The sequence below is a fragment of the Veillonella caviae genome, assembly GCF_003992125.1.
Taxonomy (GTDB): domain Bacteria; phylum Bacillota; class Negativicutes; order Veillonellales; family Veillonellaceae; genus Veillonella; species Veillonella caviae.
Window position 1 is genome coordinate 16499 of the sequence record NZ_RQUY01000019.1, and the last position, 23957, is coordinate 40455.

Annotated in this window: 20 protein-coding genes; 10 read left to right on the plus strand and 10 right to left on the minus strand. The window is 36.7% G+C overall.

Features of this window, described 5'->3' with window-relative positions:
• The first annotated feature begins 222 nt into the window (after positions 1-222).
• Positions 223-1284, plus strand: a complete 1062-nt coding sequence (locus EO120_RS07165; protein WP_127134804.1) for an efflux RND transporter periplasmic adaptor subunit — start codon at positions 223-225, stop codon at positions 1282-1284.
• On the plus strand, positions 1284-4346 hold the full coding sequence (locus EO120_RS07170; protein ID WP_127134821.1) for an efflux RND transporter permease subunit: 3063 nt from the start codon (positions 1284-1286) through the stop codon (positions 4344-4346). The genes EO120_RS07165 and EO120_RS07170 overlap by 1 nt, the downstream gene beginning before the upstream one ends.
• A gap of 382 nt (positions 4347-4728) precedes the next feature.
• Here the strand turns inward: EO120_RS07170 and tenpIN are convergent, their stop codons facing one another.
• The 10 genes from tenpIN to dnaA all read right to left on the minus strand — a co-directional run bounded on the left by tenpIN (position 4729) and on the right by dnaA (position 15578).
• Complete coding sequence (tenpIN, locus tag EO120_RS07175) at positions 4729-5148, minus strand: type III toxin-antitoxin system TenpIN family toxin (protein ID WP_127134805.1); 420 nt, start codon at positions 5146-5148, stop codon at positions 4729-4731.
• 276 nt (positions 5149-5424) lie between these two features.
• Positions 5425-5742: a YbjQ family protein gene (locus EO120_RS07180; protein WP_127134806.1), complete on the minus strand. Its 318-nt coding sequence runs from the start codon at positions 5740-5742 to the stop codon at positions 5425-5427.
• A gap of 221 nt (positions 5743-5963) precedes the next feature.
• Positions 5964-7364, minus strand: a complete 1401-nt coding sequence (locus EO120_RS07185) for an amino acid permease (protein WP_241234916.1) — start codon at positions 7362-7364, stop codon at positions 5964-5966.
• Positions 7365-7520: 156 nt separating this feature from the next.
• The gene (gyrB, locus tag EO120_RS07190; protein WP_127134807.1) at positions 7521-9422 is read right to left on the minus strand and encodes a DNA topoisomerase (ATP-hydrolyzing) subunit B; all 1902 of its coding nucleotides are present in this window, start codon (positions 9420-9422) and stop codon (positions 7521-7523) included.
• 205 nt (positions 9423-9627) lie between these two features.
• A complete protein-coding gene (locus EO120_RS07195; protein WP_127134808.1) occupies positions 9628-9882 on the minus strand; it encodes an extracellular matrix/biofilm biosynthesis regulator RemA family protein in 255 nt (84 codons plus the stop codon).
• Between the two features lies 1 nt (position 9883).
• Complete coding sequence (locus tag EO120_RS07200; RefSeq protein ID WP_127134809.1) at positions 9884-10813, minus strand: DciA family protein; 930 nt, start codon at positions 10811-10813, stop codon at positions 9884-9886.
• Positions 10814-10904: 91 nt separating this feature from the next.
• Positions 10905-11999, minus strand: a complete 1095-nt coding sequence (gene recF, locus EO120_RS07205; RefSeq protein WP_127134810.1) for a DNA replication/repair protein RecF — start codon at positions 11997-11999, stop codon at positions 10905-10907.
• Between the two features lie 3 nt (positions 12000-12002).
• Positions 12003-12239, minus strand: coding sequence for an RNA-binding S4 domain-containing protein (locus EO120_RS07210; RefSeq protein ID WP_127134811.1), 237 nt, complete (start codon positions 12237-12239; stop codon positions 12003-12005).
• A gap of 158 nt (positions 12240-12397) precedes the next feature.
• Complete coding sequence (gene dnaN / locus EO120_RS07215; protein WP_127134812.1) at positions 12398-13519, minus strand: DNA polymerase III subunit beta; 1122 nt, start codon at positions 13517-13519, stop codon at positions 12398-12400.
• A 463-nt stretch (positions 13520-13982) separates the two neighbouring features.
• Positions 13983-15578, minus strand: coding sequence for a chromosomal replication initiator protein DnaA (gene dnaA, locus EO120_RS07220; RefSeq protein WP_127134813.1), 1596 nt, complete (start codon positions 15576-15578; stop codon positions 13983-13985).
• Positions 15579-16790: 1212 nt separating this feature from the next.
• Between dnaA and rpmH the strand changes: the two genes are divergently transcribed.
• From rpmH to mnmG, 8 genes are all read left to right on the plus strand, one after another.
• Positions 16791-16925 (plus strand): 50S ribosomal protein L34, encoded by a 135-nt coding sequence (gene rpmH / locus EO120_RS07225; protein ID WP_004692946.1) that lies wholly within the window; start codon positions 16791-16793, stop codon positions 16923-16925.
• Positions 16926-17005: 80 nt separating this feature from the next.
• A complete protein-coding gene (rnpA, locus tag EO120_RS07230; protein ID WP_127134814.1) occupies positions 17006-17353 on the plus strand; it encodes a ribonuclease P protein component in 348 nt (115 codons plus the stop codon).
• A 206-nt stretch (positions 17354-17559) separates the two neighbouring features.
• Positions 17560-17787 carry a membrane protein insertion efficiency factor YidD gene (yidD, locus tag EO120_RS07235; RefSeq protein WP_206512480.1) on the plus strand — a complete coding sequence of 76 codons (228 nt, stop codon included), beginning with the start codon at positions 17560-17562 and terminating at the stop codon, positions 17785-17787.
• Positions 17788-17929: 142 nt separating this feature from the next.
• Positions 17930-18598 (plus strand): YidC/Oxa1 family membrane protein insertase, encoded by a 669-nt coding sequence (locus EO120_RS07240; RefSeq protein ID WP_127134815.1) that lies wholly within the window; start codon positions 17930-17932, stop codon positions 18596-18598.
• An 8-nt stretch (positions 18599-18606) separates the two neighbouring features.
• Positions 18607-19392: an RNA-binding cell elongation regulator Jag/EloR gene (gene jag, locus EO120_RS07245; protein WP_127134816.1), complete on the plus strand. Its 786-nt coding sequence runs from the start codon at positions 18607-18609 to the stop codon at positions 19390-19392.
• 201 nt (positions 19393-19593) lie between these two features.
• The gene (locus EO120_RS07250; protein ID WP_127134817.1) at positions 19594-19965 is read left to right on the plus strand and encodes a DUF805 domain-containing protein; all 372 of its coding nucleotides are present in this window, start codon (positions 19594-19596) and stop codon (positions 19963-19965) included.
• Between the two features lie 226 nt (positions 19966-20191).
• Positions 20192-21577: a tRNA uridine-5-carboxymethylaminomethyl(34) synthesis GTPase MnmE gene (gene mnmE / locus EO120_RS07255; RefSeq protein WP_127134818.1), complete on the plus strand. Its 1386-nt coding sequence runs from the start codon at positions 20192-20194 to the stop codon at positions 21575-21577.
• Positions 21578-21586: 9 nt separating this feature from the next.
• On the plus strand, positions 21587-23458 hold the full coding sequence (mnmG, locus tag EO120_RS07260) for a tRNA uridine-5-carboxymethylaminomethyl(34) synthesis enzyme MnmG (protein WP_127134819.1): 1872 nt from the start codon (positions 21587-21589) through the stop codon (positions 23456-23458).
• Positions 23459-23957: the final 499 nt, after the last annotated feature.

Genomic DNA, 23957 nt, shown 5'->3' on the forward strand with positions numbered 1-23957 from the left:
ATACCTTTAGGATTATTACAGATTAGCTAATCTCTTTTTTTTCGGAAGAATATCATACCTCAAAAAAATCTAACTTTAATGGAATACAATATTTAATTCGTATTAATACCATCCACTACAGAATCAACAATTATATTCTTAATCTATAAAAAATAAATTATGGTCTTTTCTAATATCCTGTAGTATATTTAATTGTATAAAACGTATTAAAGGAGAATCTATATGAGGCGTGTATTATCTTATAGCATAGGATTATTTCTAAGCACTATATTACTTAGTGGTTGTGGATCTAATCAAGAATTATCACAAATGCCAGTTAAGGTTAGAACGATGACAGTAGGTGAATCATCAGCCATACAAACTGCAGGATATTCTGGAACTATTCATAATCGGATAGAAACGAGTTTAGCCTTTCAAGTAGGTGGTCGCATTATTAATAAGTTGGTAAATGTAGGCAGTCCCGTTGAAGCTGGTCAAATCATCGCTGAAATTAACGGTATAGATACAGCAAATCAAGTTCAAAATGCACAAGGCGCTGTGGCAGCGGCTCAGTCTGCTTATGAATTAGCAAATACAAATGCACAACGGTATCGTCAGCTCTATGCACAACAGGCGGTAAGCAAATTACAATTGGATCAAATGGAGAATCAATTAAATGCCGCACAAGCACAGTTACAACAAGCACAAGCTAATCTCAATTTGAGCAGCAATCAGAATAGTTACACCAATCTCATAGCACCAGACAGTGGTATTATTACAGCCCTCAATGTGGAAGTAGGCCAAGTGGTAGCAGCAGGACAAAATATAGGAACCTTAGCAGCTGGTCACGAGCCAGAGGCAGTGATTTCATTACCAGAACAAGAAATGTCCACAGTCCATGTAGGCAGTACAGCGACGGTGACATTTTGGGCTCTTCCTAATGTAACAGTGCAAGGTATAGTCCGTGAAATATCCCCTGTGCCAGATCCAGTAGCAAGAACCTATACAGTAAAAATTTCTTTGCAAAACCCTCCACAGGATATTCAACTAGGCATGACCATTAATGCTGTCATTAACAAGCAATCCACAGGCAATATATCTATACCATTAACGGCACTAGTGAAAGACAAACAAGGAAATAACGCAGTTTACATCATCCGTGACAACAAAGCCCATTTAGTGCCTATTACAACAGGTGATTTTGGCAATAATTCTGTTATTGTCACTAATGGTCTCGCTAAAGGAGATATAGTTATCACCGCAGGTACACAACAATTACAAGAAGGAACGGCGGTGCAACAATGATGAAAAATTTTAATCTTGCCGATTGGGCGCTCCGTCACAAATCGATTATTTATTATTTCATTGCTGTATTGATGACATTCGGCATTTTTTCGTACACCCACATGGGACGTATGGAGGATCCAGATTTCACCATGCGTACCATGGTGGTCGGCGTATCTTGGCCTGGTGCATCGCCACAACAGATGTCAGACCAAGTAACGGATAAATTAGAAGAAAAATTGCGCGATTTGCCCGGCGTGGATTATACGAAATCTTTCACAGATGGCAGTAAATCCGTCATTTACATCAATTTAAAAGAAGATATGCCATCTAGCAAAATTCGTCCCGCCTGGGAAGAAGCGCGGAATATGATTACCGACGAGTGGCGGAATTTGCCGTCTGGTGTACAAGGACCTACCATTAACGACAGATTCGACGATGTGTACGGCATCATATATGCCGTTACTGGCGATGAATTTAGTTACGAAGAAAAACGGCAACAAGCAGAAGATTTAAAACGCCAATTATTATCTGTACCAAACGTAAAAAAAATCACCCTCGTAGGGGTGCAAGCAAAATCCTTGGACGTCACCATCAATAAGGATAAATTAGCATCCTATCAGGTGAGCACTCAACAATTGTTAACCGCCTTGCGCCAACAAAGTGCTATGGTACCATCTGGCATGATTAATACGGATACAAATAATGTATATATCCGTATTAATGGTGTATTCGATAGCGTAGATGCAGTGAAGCAAATGCCTATACGTATCAATAACCAAACCTTGCGCCTCGGTGATATGGCGGATGTAAAAATGACCTACCAAGATCCGGCGAGTCCGCAATTTTACTACGAAGGTAAACCAGCGGTAGGCATCGCCATTTCCATGGACGCTGGCGCCAATAACATCGAGTTTGGCGATGCTATCGATAAAAAATTGAGCGAATTGAAAACCACCATTCCTGCAGGCATGACGATCGAGCAAGTATCAAATCAGCCTCACATAGTAAAACAATCTATTGGTGATTTTTCGCAATCCCTCTTTGAAGCTATCGCCATCGTATTGCTCGTCAGCTTTGCGTCCCTCGGCCTCAGAACGGGCATCGTAGTAGCCCTTACGATTCCTGTAGTAGTATCTACCACCTTTATACTCATGTTTGAAAACGGAATTTACCTTCACAAGGTGAGCCTGGGTGCCCTCATTCTCGCGTTAGGCCTCCTCGTAGACGACGCCATTATCGTAGTGGAAATGATGAGTGTCAAATTAGAAGAAGGTTTTGACCATTGGAAATCGGCTACCTTTGCTTATGAATCTACAGCATTTCCTATGCTTTCCGGCACTCTCATTACTTGTGCAGGATTTCTCCCACTCGCCTTGGCAGATGGTATGGTAGCAGAATTTACAAAAACCTTATCTATTGTTGTATTTATAGCTCTCATACTTTCTTGGTTCGCATCGGTACTAGTCAGTCCTGTACTAGGTTACAAAATTATTGAAAACAAGGCACCGAAACCTAAATCAGAATGGTCCCGTCGTGATCATATTATGCATCGTATGAAAACTGTTTTTTATGATCGTTTTGAAAGTCTCCTTCATTGGGCGCTCAACCATCACAAAACAGTATTAAGTATCACCGTAGGAGCCTTTGTGCTTTCATTATTATCATTTCCACTCATTAAACAGGAATTTTTCCCATCCTCCACACGAAATGAAATCATCGTATCTATGCAGTTCCCGCAAAGCTCATCCATCGATTATACGGCAGCGCAAGGGAAAACATTTGACCAATACCTCAAAGGAAACGAACACATTGACTCATTTACGTCCTATGTAGGTCAAGGGGCACCACGTTTTGTACTCACCTTTGAACCTGAATTGCAACGTGCTAATTTCTTGCAATATATTATCGTCACAAAATCATTAGACCACCGTGACGCATTATACACAGAGTTACAAAATTACTTGAACAATGAATATCCATCAGCCCTTGTTAATTTGCAATTCGTTCAAATTGGACCACCTTCAAAATATCCCGTTATGCTCCGCATATCTGGTCCTGAATCATCAAAGGTAAAGGACATTGCCAATCAAGTAAAAATGCAAATGCAACAAGATTCAGAATTACATAATATTGCATTTGATTGGCCTGATACGGAACCAGTAGCAAAGGTTCACATCGATCCAAACAAGGCTCGATTGCTAGGTATCGATAGCTACGCCGTATCATTGCATTTACAAAGTTTATTATCCGGGACAAAATCTGGTGAATACTATGAAGGCAATCAAACCATTCCTGTAACTTTCAAATTAGGCGGTAATGAAAGTCACAATCTAGGGGTTCTTTCATCATTACCAATTCAAACAGGAAATGGTTCCTACGTACCACTCAGTCAAATTGCTACCATTTCAATGGACCAAGAAGAGGGTATTATTTGGCATCGCAATATGATGCCTACCATTAGTATTCACGCCAATGTAGGTCCTGGTGTATTAGGCAATGCGAAAACGAAAGAAATTTATAACAACCTCAGTCAATTACGACAAGATTTGCCGACTAGTTATACTATTGAATTAGACGGATCCGCTGAAAAAAGTGTGACAGCTATTCAAAAATTACTCATTCCTATACCAATTATGTTATTCGTCATTATGACGATTTTAATGTTCCAATTGAAAAAAATTCCTCTCATGTGTATGGCATTATTGACTGCCCCTCTAGGATTAATCGGCGTAGTCATAGCACTTAACGTGACGAGAACACCATTAGGATTCATGGCTATTCTAGGAATTATCGCCCTTAGCGGTATGATTATTCGAAACTCTATTATTTTATTAGACCAAATCGAAATTCACCGCACTCAAGGTCAATCACCGCGAGAAGCTATCATCAGCTCCGCTACCTTGCGTTTTAGACCGATTATGCTCACCGCCATCGCTGCCATTATGGGTATGATACCACTCATGGGATCCATATTTTGGAGTCCATTGGCTATCGCCTTTAGTGGGGGATTGTTAGTGGCTACCGTGCTCACACTCATCGTGTTGCCGGTTATGTATGCAAGTTTTTACAAAATCGATTAAAACGCCTAGGATTTGTTGGGCATAAACAATTCTATAATATAAGTAATGAAAGATAGATTTCCCCCTTTTCGCTCCATACGCTTAACGCACATTCGTGCTACGTATAAGTAGGGTGTGAGGCAGCAGAGGAGCGTAGTGACGCATGAAGCCCACACATCACTTAATTCTGAGCGTAAGATTTTGCAAAGCAAAATCCACAGCGAAGATAAAGTCGCTAAAAGGGGGAAATCTATCTTTTCATTTTACAGTATATATAAATTAGTCCCAACAAATCACTTACGTCAGCGGCCTTTTACTCTCGGAAAGAGGGGTCTATTAGTTGGTAGTATACATTCTTTTTCTTTTGGTGATTATCATTTGTTTGCAGTAGCATTTTGTATTATTAAATATATTCCTCAAAGTATTGTAAGGTACTGTATTCTACAAGTTGTTTGTTATGATTTTTTGTTAAATCTAGTTTCGCTTTTTTATATAATTTTATATATGATATAAATTTAGATTTTAAAATATATTCTTTACCTTTTAATGCATTAAATTCTTCTTGTCTAATAGTAGCTGGAACTGTTTGATTTGACTCAGATATAGGAACTGCTTTAGTTAAATCAATACCACAATTATTAATTTTATCAGTCCATTGTACAAATTTATGTTTTATATTAGACCTTAATGGTAAGGCCCATAATTGATGATTAATGGATATAACAATTTGGGCATAAGGTCTTTCCATTTTATTTTCTATTTCTGGATATGAAGATTTTGGATATGTATTATAAAAGCTTTTTGTTAAGTATATAAATTTCATAATCAAATCTCCCTCTCAAAATATATAGCAAAACCCCCAATGTAAACTTACAAAGGGGGTTTTACTCTATTGAGCTTTCTTTTTTTTACGTGGCACGCTCTATGACCACCTCTTCAATTGAGCTTTCTTTTTTTTACGTGGCACGCTCTATGACCACCTCTTCACTGTTATTATATAATGGTATAAAACAAATTATCAATAGGCTTATAAAAATATCTATAAAATACGATTTATATATATTAATAAACTTCAATATATAATTAAATTTTCTCTATTTTATATAACAACCGCAGTTCCAGTGCATGTAACCATTAACATACCTCCATCTTGACCTAGTGTATTGTATTGCACAGATACGCCAATAACTGCATTAGCACCGATTTTTTGAGCTCTATCAGCCATTTCATCAAGAGCTGCTTGACGAGCTTTCATCAATGAATTTTCGTAGCTACCGCTGCGACCACCAATTACGTCACGGATGCCGGACATAAAATCTTTAAGGAAATTACGGCCTTCAACGACTTCACCAAATACAATGCCTTTATATTCTTTTACATCATGACCTTCTACGTTCATTGTAGTTGTAATAATCATAATTTTCTCCTTTCATGTTCAAAAATCCCATATTTTGAACATCATTTACTAAATTATACCAATCATGTTCAAAAAATCAAAATTTTGAACATAAAATATACAATATGAAATAATACCCTCTTTTTCGCTCCATACGCTTACGGCCTAAAGGCCTACGTAAAGTCGCGAGAAAAGAGGGTATTATTTAGTATTACTAGTATATAATTTATTAAAACTATATTTTATTTTTCAAAATCTCTGTCTAAGTTAACTTCTTTTAAAGGCACTAATTTAGTTTTCTTCGTATATTTATATCCCAAGTACACTGCAAAGAATACAGGTAAACCGATATAGGCTACGGATACACCGTACCAGTCGATGGTATCACCCATGAAAGCGGAGTAGTTTTGGCCTGCAATGATGAATATACAGAGAATAAACGCCAAAATTGGTCCAAATGGGAATAGAGATGCTTTGAATGGCAATTCGCTAAGATTTTTACCTTGGGCTTTAAAAGCACGACGGAAACGATAGTGAGCCACTGCAATGCCTACCCAAGCGATGAAACCAGACATACCAGAAATATTAACAATCCAGTTATACGCTGTACCTTCACCGATAAAGCTAGTTAAGAAGGCAAATAAACCAATAGCTGTTGTGATAATCAATGCTGGCACAGGCACGCCTTTTTTGTTCAATTTAGCAAATATTTGTGGCGCTTGTCCTTCTTTTGCTAATGCATACAGCATACGTGTAGAGGAATATAAGCCAGAGTTACCAGCAGATAATACAGCTGTCAAAATAATGGCATTAATAAAGCTAGCAGCGAAAGAGAATCCAAAGCGGTCAAATACGAGAGTAAATGGGCTAATGGATACATTTTCTACACTAGAATTTAACAAATTCGGATCCGTATAAGGAATGAGGAAACCGATAACTGTAAAAGCACCAATATAGAATAGTAAAATGCGCCAGAAAATAGAATTAATAGCTTTTGGTACATTTTTTTCTGGTTCTTCAGCTTCGCCAGCGGCTACGCCAATGAGCTCTGTTCCTTGGAATGAGAACCCAGCTACCATAAAAATAGCTAATATGGAACCCCAGCCACCAACAAATGGCGCTTCTCCTGTGGTCCAATTTTCAAATCCCGGAGATGTACCACCAATACCAAAAATGAGCATAAAGCCACAGAAAAGGAATACAAAAACGGTGATAACCTTAATAGATGAAAAAATATATTCGCTTTCACCAAAGGCGCGAGTAGATAAATAATTCAATCCAAATAGAAGCAATAGAAATAAAGCGGACCAAACGATGGCAGGTACATCAGGAAACCAATATTTCATAATGAGAGCCCCTGCCAATACTTCAGCAGCTAATGTAATAGCCCAGTTAAACCAGTAATTCCATCCCAATGCAAATCCGAATGCAGGGTCAACATAGCGTTTTGCATAGGTTCCGAAAGAACCAGGTATGGGCAAATAGGTAGCCATTTCGCCGAGAGATGTCATAAGAAAATATACCATAATACCAATTAGGCAATATGCCACAAGGGCACCACCAGGACCAGCAGTACTTACTACTTCACCGCCGGCCACGAATAAACCTGTACCGATGGCGCCACCTAAGGCGATCATATTCATATGACGAGCTTTGAGAGAACGTTTTAAATGTTGTTCCGTATTCGATGTGTATTCAACATTTGGATTCGTTATCGTTTGATTCGATTGTGTCGAATGTTGAGACAAATTAGTCACACTTGTTTGATTATCATTTTGATTAGCCATACGCATCTCCTTTTACAAATCAAGATTGCGCACATATTTGGCGTTATCTTCAATAAATTTACGACGTGGTTCTACTTTATCCCCCATAAGCACTGTAAAGATTTTATCTGCTTCGATAGAATCTTCTAAACTTACTTGCAAAATAGTACGATTTTCTGGGTTCATCGTAGTTTCCCACAATTGTTCAGGATTCATTTCCCCTAAGCCTTTGTAACGTTGGATGGTGATGCCATCGCGACCGATTTCATCAAGTTTTTCTGTTAATTCCACATCGGAGTATACATACCAATGGGATTTTCCCTTTTTAATTTGATACAAAGGTGGTTGCGCAATATAGATATGACCTTCTTCTACTAATGGCTTCATATATCGATAGAAGAATGTGAGGAGCAAGGTACGAATATGAGCGCCATCAACATCAGCATCTGTCATGATGATGATTTTATTGTAACGAGATTTCGTAATATCGAATTCTTCACCAATACCAGTACCAAAAGCAGTAATCATAGAACGAATTTCATTATTCGCCAAAATTTTATCAAGACGAGCTTTTTCTACGTTTAATATTTTACCACGCAACGGCAAAATAGCTTGGTAACGGCGATCGCGACCTTGTTTAGCGCTACCGCCCGCAGAATCGCCTTCGACGAGATAAATTTCTGTCATGGACGTATCTTTTTCAGAACAATCTGCCAATTTACCAGGCAAACTAGATACTTCTAACGCATTTTTACGGCGTGTTAAATCACGAGCTTTACGAGCAGCCTCACGAGCACGGCTCGCCATAGTTGCTTTTTCAATGATTTTTTTCGCATCTTGTGGATGTTCTTCAAAAAATGTTTTCAAACCATCGGACACAATAACATCAGTAATACCTTTTACTTCACTATTACCTAATTTCGTTTTTGTTTGGCCTTCAAACTGCGGTTCAAGTACTTTCACAGATACGACAGCAGTCAACCCTTCGCGCACATCTTCACCAGATAAATTAGATTCATTTTCCTTGATTAAACCAGATTTACGACCATAATCGTTCAATGTACGAGTCAAAGCAGAACGGAAACCAGATAAATGAGTGCCTCCATCGATAGTATTGATATTATTAACGAAGGATAAAATATTTTCGCTATAACTATCGTTATATTGCAATGCTACATCGACTACAACGTCATCTTTAGCATTTTCAATATTGATTACCGTAGGATTAATGGTTTCTTTATTTTCATTGAGGAATGTAATAAAAGAACTTAAACCACCTTCATAATGGAAACTTTCCACACGAGGCTCATCTTGGCGTACATCGCTTAACGTAATGCGCAAACCTTTATTAAGAAAAGCTAATTCTTGTAAACGAATTTTTAATGTATCAAAATTGAACACCGTAGTTTCAAAAATGTCAGCATCTGGTTTAAAAATAACAGTCGTACCAGTTCCTTCTGCTTTTCCTATTTCTGTTAATTCTGATGTTTTATGACCACGAGCAAAGGTAATTTCTTGAACGATACCGTTTTGAGATACTTGCACGCGCGTCCATTCACTCAAAGCATTAACAACGGAAATACCAACGCCATGAAGACCGCCAGATACTTTATAACCGCCGCCGCCAAATTTACCGCCAGCATGCAATTTCGTCAATACTAATTCTACTGCAGACATACCGGATTCATGCATTCCTGTAGGAATACCACGGCCGTCGTCCACAACGGTAATACTATTATCTTCATTAATGGACACTTCGATATGCGTAGCGTAACCAGCCAGCGCTTCGTCCACGGAATTGTCTACAACTTCGTATACGAGGTGATGTAAACCGCGCACCGACGTACTACCAATGTACATCCCCGGGCGTTTACGCACCGCGTCTAGGCCTTCTAATACCTGTATATTCTGGGCCCCATAATCTTGTTCAGGCATGAAACAAACTCCTCCTAACAATTTCGTAACAGAACATAACCTCATTGTCAGTTCCTGTATAAAATCTATCTTTTTATTATACTATATATCCCATCATATAGGGAATTACTTTTCTTTTGGTGAAAACTAGTTCTCTACGTCTTTTTTTATGATATATCACTGTAGATCCTTATCCACTTCCACCTTGATGATTAAATCCCAATATCTACCATTGCCGCGGATGCAATAATCCATAAAACTCAACAATTCGTTTTTGCAATGTTTTTAGTGAAATCCCAGAAGCATACACTACATCATCAGTAATAATATAAGTTTTCACATCCTCTGGTTCCACCATATATATAATCTCTCCATCATAATGAGCGATAGGACTCTTTTTTAATTCATCTCCCTTAGCATGCACCATAGTGATGATAGCACCCATAGGAATACTCACATTATCGCCAATATGTACGTACATATTACTCCTTTATTTCCTCAGGAATATCTTCCCATTCGTTAAACCCACGAAGAGCATTAATTTCCTTTTGTTTTTCTTCACTCAAAAATTTAGACCTATATTTATGGCATAAATTGATAACATGTTGATCCGTTAATTCCTCCGGCCGTTTATGAGTAATGAGCATGGCCGCCATATACATATGATTACGGCTAGTCGATCCTTTATAGATTTTATCTAAATAAAAATAAATAAGTTCACGTACAGCGGTAGCAAATTCTATAAAACTGCACGGTACATGAGGCATACAATCATTATATTTACAATAAGGATACTTCCGCACATACTCTTTAATGCGCTTAATCTTAGCGCGGGCTATATCATACTCACAGGATACACAATATGTTGTGTTTCTCTCCATCAACACATGACAACGATGACATCTGTGAAAGCCTTGCTTTTCTAAATGGATTTCTTTTTTCCGCCGATTAATAAGCAATGTGCGAAAAGCGTCTTTTAGTTTTTTATCCTTCGCATTATCTACAAGGGTATCAATATTCTCCATATCTTCATCGGAAATGGAAATATTACCCCTATTAATAAAGCCATTCGCCTTTTTTTTAATTTCAAAATCCAATGGTTCTTGAGGATTAGCTTTCACATAACTCTGACGATGCATGATGAGGCGCATATCTGTAATAATCTCTGATTTATAATAATCATTGATATGTTGAAGTATGCGTTTCTGACTCATCTTAATTTCCTGCATCCATTGCGAAGTATCGGCACTGATGATAATATGCGGTGGTTTAATATCGATAATACGCGTATGTGCAGCGATAACGGGGCCCACTACATCTTTCCAATGGTGGGTAATACTATGTAATTTAAATTCTTCCAATAGACCCAATTTACTAAGACCCTTGGCCATATAAATATCAATAGTATCCATATTAAATGCCCTTCTAATCCATAATCAACTTATATTACGCAATGAACCAAATTCACTTACCAATCAAAAACATCTAAAACTTCAATTTTAATTAGCCATACTGAATACGTCCCTCTTGGCAATGAATGAATTGAACTCCTGGTAAATTTTTAAAATCGTGAATATCTGTAGTAGTAATCACCGTTTGAATCCGTTTATGAATAAACTGCAATAAATTCGTCCGCCTTAACTCGTCTAATTCGCTCAATACATCGTCTAGGAGTAATACAGGATATTCCCCTACTTCGGATTTAATAAATTCTAATTCCGATAGTTTTAATGAAAGCACCGCAGTCCGTTGTTGTCCTTGAGAACCAAATTTTTTTAAATCTATAGCATCCGAAAAAAATCGCAAATCATCCCTATGAGGACCAACACTAGTAGTTAATCGATGGCGATCTTGAGGCAAGTTCTGTTTCAACAAATCATAAAAATCTTCTTTTTTATAGATAATGTTACCTTCTTCGCCATAAGTTTGTTCATAGCCGATGGTGAGATTCTCAAGACCTCCTGTCAATTTACGATTCATCAAATCGATGAGTAAATTAATTTTTTTTAGACTTTCCAGACGTTTTTTGACGAGAAAAGATGCCATATCTGCTAATTGAATATCCCATTCGTCTAAAGGGATATTCTGTTTTCCTCTATATTCTTTTAATAATGTATTGCGCTGCTGTAACAATCGATTGTATTGCAACAGTTGATGATAATAGGTAGCGCTTGTTTGGGATATTTCCATATCAAGAAAACGGCGACGTCCCGATGGACTGCCCTTGATAAGCTGTAAATCTTCTGGACAAAATATAACTGTATTTAAAGTACCAATCAATTCCTTTTGAGATATTTTCATATCATTTAAACGAATATCCTTCGACCCTTGGCGAAATAATTTTATATTTACCTTTTGCGGCGTATCTTTTTTCTCAAAATTGACTACAATGCCTGATTCATTAGCATTAAACATCAACATATCCGATGTATCATTAGTACGATGGCTTTTACCAATGGTACCTACGTAAATAGATTCCAATATATTGGTTTTACCAGCCCCATTTGTACCATAAAGAACGACGATTTCTGGATTGAGTTCAATATCGATAGACTGATAATTGCGAAATTGAAATAATTGCAGTGAGTTAATTCTCACTGATTATGCCTCCTCTTTAGTGATAATAAAATCGACTTCAAGACCATCTATACCAATCACATCACCAGGACGGCATTTTTTACGTTTCTCTGTTACCAATACACCATTCAAAGTGATTACTTCATCATCAATAAGAGATTTAATTTGACCACCAGTCTCAATTAAACCTTCTAATTTTAATAACTGGTCTATTTGAATATATTCGGTATGAATAGATACCATTTGTTGAGGTTTGCTCATATTGTCCTCCTATAATGGACGGTTTAATTACTATACCTATGTATTATAGTTATAGATTTTTATTATATATAAGTATTTTTATACAAAATATATACAATAGTTTATAAAAATTTATACATGTAAATTTTTAATTTATATTTTATAATCCTGTACAATTTCTAATTATTAGTACGAACAGGAGTTACTACATAAGTATAATTTGGATTATTATCTTGACGAATTACAACGGGGCCATTTTGTTTGAGATACAAATGGATATTATCACCAGTAGAATGGCGAAGAATATCGGAAATATAACGACCATTGAAGGAAATAGTAAATGGAGTACCCTTAAATTCTACAGGAATATTTTCTTTAGCCATACCAATTTCTGCATTTTGACTAGATAAAGTTACATTTTCTGTAGACCAATCATAACGGATAACATTATAACTCATATCTTTAGCAAGTAAGGATACGCGATCAACAGCGCCGGCAAATTCTCTTCGATCAATAACAGCACTAGAATCAAATTGAGATGGAATTACTTTTTCATATTCAGGATAGGAACCTTCGATAAGACGGGAAATAATATAAATAGATTCAAATATGAATGCAATTTGATTACGATTCCAAATAATTTTAATCACTGCAGGATTATCAGTTGGCAGTAATCGAGATACTTCAGCTAAAGCTTTAGTCGGTACAATAACACGCATTGGAGATGTAGCAGGTTCATCAATAGTAACTTTTTTTACTGCCATTCGATGTGTATCAGTAGCTACCATAGTTACTTTTTTATCATTAGCATCTTTTATTTCAAGAAGAGCACCAGCAAAAACAGGTCGATCATCATCATTAGCAGCTGCATAATTTGTTAAATCTATTAATTCTTTCATTGCTTGGCTGTCGATAGTTACATGATCTTGATCGTGTATTTGTTCGACTAAGGAAAAATCATCTGGATGTAATGTAACAAGGTTAAATTCAGAGGAACCAGATGTGATTTTAAGAGAATTACCTTCTTCTGGTTTACTTAATTGGATAATGTCACCTGGTAATTTACGAATTAATTCTTGAAAATAACGAGATGCTACTACCATAGTGCCTGGTTCGATAATTTCTGCATCAATAGTTAAACGAATGCCTAATTCAAAATCATTACCTTGTAATTCAACTTGATTATTTTTTGTTGTCATGTAAATTGATCCAGGTAAATTAGAGCTTGTTTTATTTTGAGATACTTTTTGTAATACATTGATAGCTTTTTGGAGATTTGATTTTGGAAATTTTATATTCATATTGTATGGACTCCTTATTATGTTGTTTGTTAATTCTATAATGATGTACTATTGTAGATTTTCTAATGTATAACATATTCTTGTTTATAATGAATTATGAAAGTATATTGTTTCGTGCTATATAGATAATCTACGTTGGATCGTTTTCTACAATTGTTTTTTGATTTGTTTGTTAGTTTAGTTGTTTTAGTAGTAGGGCCTGTGTATGTGTGTAAAAGTGAAGATTCTTTTGTTATGACGTGGTTTTTTGGATGTGAATAACTATGTGTATACTATGTATTGGTTTATCCACATAATCACAGAAATTTTATGTTTTTGAGTTATCCACTAAGTTATACACAATATATCCACAAAAATATACACATGTGGTTATAAACAATATATCTACATATAATTTATATTATATCCACAATTAAACCTTAATTTATCCACAATTTATCCACAGTTAACCTATATTCTATGGTTAATGGTCATGTTTTTTATTAGAATTCAATTTTTCCTTAATTTCTAATATTTGTTGTTTTAATTCTTGGTTTTTATCTATTTCTTTGCTAATTTTATCGTATGCATGGAGTATGGTTGTATGATCTCTAGAGAAAGCCTGTGCAATTTGCGGATAGCTTTCATTTACCACATCGCGGCATAGATACATGGCAATTTGGCGAGGAAAAGCGAATTGAGCTTTCCTTTTTTTACCTAATAAATCTTGTTTTTTGATATTAAAATAGGTGCTTACCACATCTTGTATAGTTTCAATATTGATGTAAGTAACATGTTCATGTTTTATAAGGTTAGCTAACGTTTTTCTAGTAAATTCTAAATTAATCGGCATTGTTTCTTTACTAGCTGATGCTATGAGCGTTCTAAAAGCGCCTTGCAGTTTTCTTATATTTTCATCAAATTGAAGAGCCATATAATTAATGGCATCATTTTCAATATCAATAATATGTTCATCTTTATTTTCCCGCTCAATAAGGGATTTTAAAATAGCGATACGGGTTTCTAAATCTGGATGTTCCATTGTGGCTACAAATCCTGCTTGGAATCTAGAGCGTATGCGTTCTTCAAATTGATCCATATCATCAGGCATGGTGTCCGATGTGAGGACAATTTGCTTACCATTATTGTAGAGTTCATTAAAGGTGTTGAAAAACTCTGTTTTTGTTCCTTGTTTATTTTCTAAATATTGAATATCATCAATCATTAACACGTCGATATTTCTGAAAGTATTCCTAAATAGTTCGCCTTGTCCTTTTTGGATGGATTCTACGAAAAGGGTTACAAATTTTTCACTGGTAATACTCATCACTTTAAGATTTGGCTGTTTTTCATTAATAGCATTACCGATGGCATGCATTAAATGCGTTTTTCCTAGACCTGATGGACCATAGATAAATAGAGGATTATAATTTTGTCCACCTGGATGCTCTGATACGTATTGTGCAGCACTAAATGGAATACGATTGGCATTACCTGTAATGTAATTATCGAAACGATATGATGGATTTAGATTGGATGCAGATAAATCGATAGGCACATCCTTTGGTTGCAATGTATTTATTGACTTTGTTTGTTGTTTTATTTTCTTTGGTACTACCATCGGCTCATCAGAGATATGTACTGGTTCTTCAGTCATATTGATATCGGTTACCACATTTTGTTCTGTAGATGGTAATTTGCGTTCTATTACAACGGGATCTTGATATATTGGGATATAAAATTCCTCTTGATAAGGTTCTTCTTGTGATGGTAATGGCATAGGTGGTGCTTCTATAATAGGTGTGTCAATTCCCATTTCTTCATTCATATCGCGCAATACTAATTCTTTATGAGATTTTGTAATTTTATCGATTGCATTTTGTAGTGGAATACTAACAGCAGGTTGGGATTCAATTAAGTTTTTTATAAAACTTTGCATACAGCCAATGTGAATCTCGTTATTTTGGAGATCGATGGGATAAATAGAATAAGCAATCCTATCATATAGGGATGGTGGCATGGAACGTTTTATTTCTTGTAATATATCTTCCCATATATTATTTAATTCAAATGATTGCATATTGTGCCCCTTGTGAATAACTTTAATAAAAATGTGAATAACTTTAATCGAAAATGTAGATAACTTTGTGTAAATTTGTGAATAATCGCAAAATACATGTGTAAAAGGTGTGTATATCTTGTGGATTAGTAAATTACAAAATACCTTTAAACTAGATAAATACTGAGTTTTTACTATACACAGGTAAAAAGAGAAAAAATGTGGATAACCAAATTTGGTTATCCGCAATTTTTATAAAAGTATTACAATTTTCTTGAAATTCTGAGTTAATTTTACCAAAAAATAAGGTAAATGTCATTTAAAATGTGGATAACTTTTTATCATGATCGAAGTTTTTAATGTGTGATGTGGATGCAATTTAGGTAATAAGGGATGGATATTCTAATGTAGTAAATTTGAGTTGTGTTTTGTATTTGCAGAGACATTTTTTATAATTCGTGTAACGTGAATTGATGCGAAGGGTTTTGTTCAGTACGCTTAACGCCCTCTTCGAGGGCTACGTAAATTCACAAAACCCTTCGCATCAATCCCCATTGGGCCACTATCATTAACTAGCCAAATACAAAACACAACTCAGAATCTCATATACAATATCCACCACTTACTTCTCCTACTAGTCATCAGTTAAGGGTGCAGATGTTGGTCAATAAAAATCTTGTAGGCTCCTAGGTATATTGTGGTTAGAAATGGAGATATTAGTATATAAGGTTGATGTATTTTATAATTTGTTTGGAACCTTTACTAATACAGTTTAATGACAAATTGCGGGTTACTTTTTTAGTCTGTTAGGTAATATGTATTTGAGTGTTAGCCATTGGTTTGACTAATTCATAGTTACAGTTTTCTGATGGACAGATAGGGGGCGTTCTGTGAATTTACGTAGCACGAAGGTGCGTTAAGCGTATTGAACAGAACGCCCCCTATCTGTCCATCAAACTAAAATGTAGCGTTAAAACCTGCAAACCAATGGCTAACACTTACATATACACTATTAATTTCTAATAGAAAAGTGACCCGCAATTTGCCATACCAAAATGTAGTAGTTGTAAGAGCAAACAAATTATAAAATATACTACATATATAATGACCTTCATTTCTCTGATAAAAACATAGGAAAATACAGGATTTTTATTGACAGATTTGCGTTTTAACACTATAATTACCCTGTTATGGTATAAGTAAAACAATATATAACGAGGAGGTGTTTTACTAATGAAACGTACTTACCAACCAAATACTCTTTGGAGAAAACGTACCCATGGTTTCCGTGAACGCATGAAAACTATTGGTGGCCGTCTCGTTTTAAAAAGAAGACGTGCTAAAGGCAGAAAACGCTTATCTGCATAATATAGTAGCTCAGCAGGAGCTTTTGAGAAAACTTGGCGCTCTTGCCAAGTTTTTCTGTTCTATAGGAATCGGACGATACAATGAATTACCGCTTAGAAAAAACAAGACGCATCATCAACAACAATGAATATCGCCTTGTATATAAGCATGGTAAATACGAGGTTGGCCGTATGTGTGTGCTCTATCGCATGCCTGTAGCAAAACAGCCTACACGGATTGGTTTTGTAACGGGTAAAAAGGTAGGTGGCGCCGTACAGCGCAATCGGGCGAGACGACTTATGAAAGAAGTATATCGTCTTCACCAACATGAAATTCGTGAAGGTTATCACATTGTTATCGTTGGGCGTGGACCACTAAAGGATGCAACCTATGAACGAGCGGAAAAGGAAATACTGTACTTATTGCGTAAAAGCAAGCTCTTAGTATAATCCCATATAGGACCTATGTGTGGCAATGCCGTGCGTTGGTCCTATTCGTGTATTTACATATAATCGCTAATCACTACAATCTAATAATGTAGATATATGATTATTGTAATCTAATGTAAACATGGGTTGTTAAGCTAGATAGCGATTTGTACGTATTACGAAATATTATGGAAATCATGGTGAACACTATGGAAAATAATAACAGCATGTGGCTACGACGCTTATTAACGACAATATTGCGGCTCATGATACGGTTTTACCAAGTGGCCATATCCCCAGCTAAACCGGGGTGTTGCCGATACTACCCAACTTGTTCCACATATACTCTGCAGGCTATTGAAAAATATGGACCTTTTAAAGGTAGCTGGTTAGGATGTAAACGGATTCTTCGTTGCCACCCTTTTCATAAGGGCGGTTACGATCCGGTTCCTTAATGATGGTGAAAGCTTTCACAAATCATAAACCAGCACAGTTTTGGAAATACCGAAGCATCTGGATGGATGAAATATAGACCATACCATAACCACTGATAGATGCGCAAAGGCACTATTTTTACCTGTATGTTAAGGAGACACTATGGAATTTTTATCTTCTATTTTCAACCCTATCGTTGAATTAATGCGCACATTGCTTACTTATGCATTCCAATTGACGGAAATGGTAGGTTTCCCAAGTTATGGGGTAGCCATTATTTTGTTGACTATTGTTATCAAGGCGATTTTAGCGCCATTAACGGTAAAACAAATTAAATCTATGAAGGCTATGCAAGAATTGCAACCGCGCATGAAAGCTATTCAAGACAAGTACAAAAATGATCCACAACGGATGCAACAAGAAATAGGCAATATGTACAAAGAAATGGGTGTTAACCCATTGGCAGGTTGTTTACCATTATTAGTGCAAATGCCATTTTTGATCGCCATTTTCTATGCGTTACAAAATTACCCATACGATCCAAATTTCGTACAATTCTTATGGTTACCAAGTCTTGGTGAAACTGACCCATACTACATTTTGCCAGTATTGAGTGCAGTATCCACATGGCTTATGTCTCGCCAAACGTCTCAAGGGGCTACTGGTGCTGCGGCGAGTCAACAAAAAATGATGATGTGGTTTATGCCGCTCTTCATTGGGTATATTTCCCTAAACTTCCCAGCAGGTTTAGTTATTTATTGGATTGTGTCCAACGTATTCCAATTTGTGCAACAGCATTTCATTTACAAAGGCTTGGAAGCTAATAAATAGGAGGCACTATGGAATTTATCGATGTATCTGCTAAAACGATTGAAGATGCCATCGCTAAAGGGGTGGCTGAATTATCTGTAGATGGCCATGAATTGGTAGAAACTAAGGTTATGGAACAACCATCCAACGGTTTTTTAGGTATTGGTCGCAAACCAGCGGTGGTGCGTTTGTTTTATACCTCTGTGAAAGCTACTGCTACGCCTGAGGAATCTACGTCTATTGCGGAATTGTCTGATGCTGTATCTGCTGCACCAGTAGAAACTAATGTTGATGATGTAGCTGTTCATGTAGAAAATTCCGATGTTTTTAAAAGCACTAGTAAGGAGCTTTCAAAAGAAACACAAGACGTTATAGCTCAAAAAGGAAAACAATTCCTAGAAGACATGTTTTCTCAAATGGGACTTACCGTTCTTATCGAAAAAATGATGACGAAGGACAAAATTACCTTCCAAGTGCACGGCGAAGACCTTGGCATTTTGATTGGTAAACACGGTCAAACCCTCGATGCTATTCAATATTTAACGAATTTGGTAGCTCATAAAGAGGTATCTGGTCATTGTCATATTGTGGTAGACGTAGAAAATTATCGTTCCCGTCGGGAAGACACATTGATTAACCTGGCAAAACGTTTGGCGGTTAAAGTAAAACGGACTCGTCAAAAAGTCTCCCTTGAACCGATGAATGCTTTTGAACGGAAAATCATTCACACCGCACTTCACGATGATGCACATATTATCACCAATAGTGCCGGTGATGAACCTTTCCGCCATGTTGTTATTTCTTATAAAAAATAATATATAATAGGAACTATTTTATATTTGTATTAACCCCCTAGTATTAGAGTTTTTGTAGACCTAATATTAGGGGGTTATAATAATTTTTTATAGATATAGAAGATGGTTTATTTTGTTACTATTTGTAACATATAATATTTTTATGATATTATGTGAGCAATATTATATAGTTACTACTATTATGTTTGAAGGAGTTAACACATGAATGAATTAACGGTATGGGAACATTTTGTAGATTCTATGAAAAACAAATATGCTACTTTTTCTGGTCGAGCAAGCCGCAAAGAATATTGGTCTTTTGTATTATTTAGCATTATAGTTAGTATTGTGGTAGCTATAATTGATGTATCTTTTGATTTTAATGAAATTCTTGTTAATATAGTATCAGTTGTGTTTACTATACCAAGCATTAGTGTAACGGTACGACGTTTACATGATCTCAATAAAAGCGGTTGGTGGTATTTGATTTACTTCTTACCTTTATTGGGTGCTCTTTACATGTTGTATTTAATGTTGAAAAAAACACAATTAGAAGATAATCAATATGGTCTATCTTTGGTAAATAAAATGTAAATATGGGACTTATGGGACTGCAACTAGAATGCGTTAAAACCGCATTCTGTTACAGTCCTTTTAATATATGATTCAGCACAATTACATGGTTTATGGTATACTATCATAGTATATAGGTTATGGTGAAAGCTAACCTAAGGTAATCTTCGGCGTGGAAGGTTGGTTTAGTTTAACTTTCACGGGAAGACAATTTCATAATTAACGAATTAATAATAAGGAAGATTCTATGTATATAGATGATACAATAGCAGCCATTGCGACGCCGCCGGGTATTGGTGGAGTTGGTATTATTCGAGTGAGCGGTAAGGATAGTTTTGCTATCGTCAATACATTGTTTAAAAGCGCTGGTACGGTGCCTTTAGGTGAAAGACCTAATAGAACCATTCAATATGGTACAATCGTCGATTCTGGGTCAAATAAAACGATTGATGAGGTATTGTTGTTATTGATGCACGGTCCTCATTCGTATACAGCGGAGGATGTAGTTGAAATTCAATGTCATGGTGGCATTGTGCCAGTTCGGCAGATTTTGAAACTGCTAGTGAATCAAGGGGTTCGTATGGCAGAGGCTGGAGAATTTACAAAGCGTGCTTTTATGAATGGGCGCATTGATTTAACTCAAGCAGAGGCCATCATCGATATTATTGAGGCAAAAACGGAGGATTCTCTGTCCCTCGCTGTAGCACAATTAGATGGAACGGTGTCGAAATTCGTCAGTGATGTGAGAGAACAGCTCATCGCTATGATTGCCCATTTAGAGGTGACTATCGATTATCCTGAAGAGGATATTGAGAATGTGACTAGTCAAGAGGTACGGGAACAGTTAGAACCTATTTTGACTCACATGGATGAATTATTGGCCACTGCTAATACTGGTCGCCTCATTCGAGATGGTATTATGACGGTTATCGTAGGCCGTCCTAATGCAGGAAAATCGAGTCTTATGAATGCTCTGTTGAGAGAAAATCGCGCCATCGTGACGGATATTCCAGGCACTACGCGAGATAGTATCGAAGAATTTATGACTATTGAAGGGATTTCTCTTCGCCTCATCGATACGGCAGGTATTCGAGATACGGACGATACGGTGGAGGCCCTTGGCGTGGAACGGGCTCGTCAATATATTGACAAGGCGGATATCGTATTATGTGTTATCGACGCATCTACTCCTCTTACCGATGAGGAACGGCATATTCTTGTTTCCGTATCGGGGCTTAATACGATCGTATTGTTGAACAAGAGTGATATGGGGCTTGCTGTTTCTAGTGAAAGCATCGCCTCTATGGGGACTTTCACAGCTATTGAAACCATTAGCGCCAAGGATGGTGAAGGTACGGCGGTACTTTCAAAATGGGTAAAAGAGTTGGTATATGGTGGTCAAGTGAAGCAGACGAATGATGCCATGATTAGCAATGTGCGCCATATTAGCCTCATGGAACAAGCGAAGGGGCAAATTGAACAAGCTATTACCTCTATCGATGCTAGTATGCCTGTGGATTTTATCGCCACGGATTTACGCAGCGCGTGGGAATTATTAGGAGATATTACCGGTGATTCTATTCGAGAATCCATGGTAGATGAATTATTTAGTAGATTCTGTTTGGGAAAATAAGGAATTAACATGTATATAGTAGATAATTACGATGTTATCGTCATCGGTGGTGGTCATGCTGGTTGTGAAGCAGCTCTCGCTTGTGCCCGCATGGGACACCGCACGCTTATGGCAACTATTAGTTTAGATAATATTGCGCTTATGCCGTGTAACCCCGCTATTGGTGGTCCTGGTAAAAGCCATCTTGTGTATGAATTGGACGCATTGGGCGGGCAAATGGGTATCAATGCTGATGCAACGGCTATCCAAATGCGTATGCTCAATATGGGCAAAGGCCCTGCTGTACATTCTTTGCGTTGTCAGTCGGATAAAATTAAATATCAACATTTGATGAAAGAAACCTTGGAAAATACGGATAATTTGAATGTAAAACAAATTATGGTAACAGACCTTAAGGTTGAAGACGGCAAGGTTGTTGGTATTGTAACGGAATTAGGCGAATTTTATGGTGCTAAGGCTGTTATTTTATGTACTGGTACGTATTTGAAAGGGAAAATTCTCATTGGTGATATAGATTATACGGGAGGTCCTAATGGACAACGGACATCAGAAGTATTTTCTCAATCCCTTCTCGATCATGGTGTCGAATTGATGCGCTTTAAAACTGGTACTCCTGCCCGTGTTGATAAAAGGACTCTTAATTTGGAACATATGGACGTTCAAGAAGGCGATGTGCATCACCATGCGTTTTCTTTTATGGATGAATGGATTAATCGCAATGAACAAGTGTGTTGGTTAACGTATACAAACAAGGAAACTCATGATATCATTCACAATAATATTCATCGAGCTCCTATGTATAGCGGTAAAATTGAAGGTGTAGGCCCTCGATACTGCCCTTCTATTGAAGATAAAGTAGTTCGTTTTGCCGATAAAGAACGTCATCAATTATTTGTAGAACCAGAAGGTAATCAAACGAATGAAATGTATGTGCAAGGGATGAGTACGTCTTTGCCTATGGATGTACAATATGCGTTTTTGCGTACTATTCCAGGACTAGAAAATGTAGAAATTATGCGTCCTGCATATGCTATTGAATACGATTGCTTAGATCCAACACAATTGACGCCAGCATTGCAAGTGAAACATATTAAAGGGCTCTACTCTGCTGGACAAGCGAATGGTACATCTGGTTACGAAGAGGCTGCTGCACAAGGCCTCATGGCAGGGATTAATGCGGCACTGTGGATTCAAGGTCGTGACCCATTTATTTTAGCCCGTTCTGAGGCTTATATCGGTGTTCTCATCGATGATCTTGTAACGAAAGGCACCCAAGAACCATATCGCATGATGACGAGCCGCAGTGAATATCGATTGCTCTTGCGTCAAGACAATGCAGATTTGCGCCTTACTGAAAAAGGTCGTGCTATCGGTCTTGTAAAAGATGATCGGTGGGCGAAATTTACAGCTAAAAAACAAGCTATTGAAGAAGGTATGGAATTGTTGAAATCTACGCCTGTGAATCCGTCTAAAGAAACACAGGCTTTATTGGAATCTCTTGGTACTGCGCCTATCCGTACAGGTATTCGAGCTTACGATCTTGTAAAACGCAATGAATTATCTTATGCAGTTGTGGCAGATGCTTTCAATTTGAAACGATATAGTCCTGATGTAGAGGAAGAAATTGATATTTCCATTACCTACGAAGGATACATTAAAAAACAAATGGATCAAGTCGATAAAGTACGCAAATTGGAAGAAAAAATCCTTCCTCAAGATTGGGATTATATGAATATGAAAGGAATTTCTTTAGAAGCGCAACAAAAACTGACAAAAATCAGACCTCATTCCATCGGCCAAGCGAGCCGTATATCTGGTGTATCTCCAGCAGATGTGTCGGTATTGCTCGTGCAATTAGAACAATACAATCGTAGTAAATAACTGAAAATGCCCTACCTAATAACATCTGATCAGTTTTAGGTAGGGTTTACTTTTTATTTTCATATGATATACTATAAGTAGCTAAATGATTAAAAGTAGCCACTATAAAACATGAAAAGACCACCTAGAAACGTCCAAAATAACTAGGTGGTCTTTTTGTATGATAATTTGGGATGTAATATAACAAAGAAACCACCTAGGAACGTCCAATACCTAGATGGTTCTTAATTATCTGATTACGTAGATAACACGATGCTCATCACCATTTTAAATACCTATCGAGCAATTTACAAATGTAATAGCTAATTACATTTGTCATAATAGGAATAAAAATAATTAAAAGTAGAGTTTCCACTATAAAACACCTCCTCTCTGTACCTGATTCTCCAGATTAGAGTTGGTGACACTTTTATTATAGCAAACTAATGTTTACATAAAAAGCGACATACAAGAATGTATAAATATAATTATAAATATTCAAATTTATATTACTATGTCT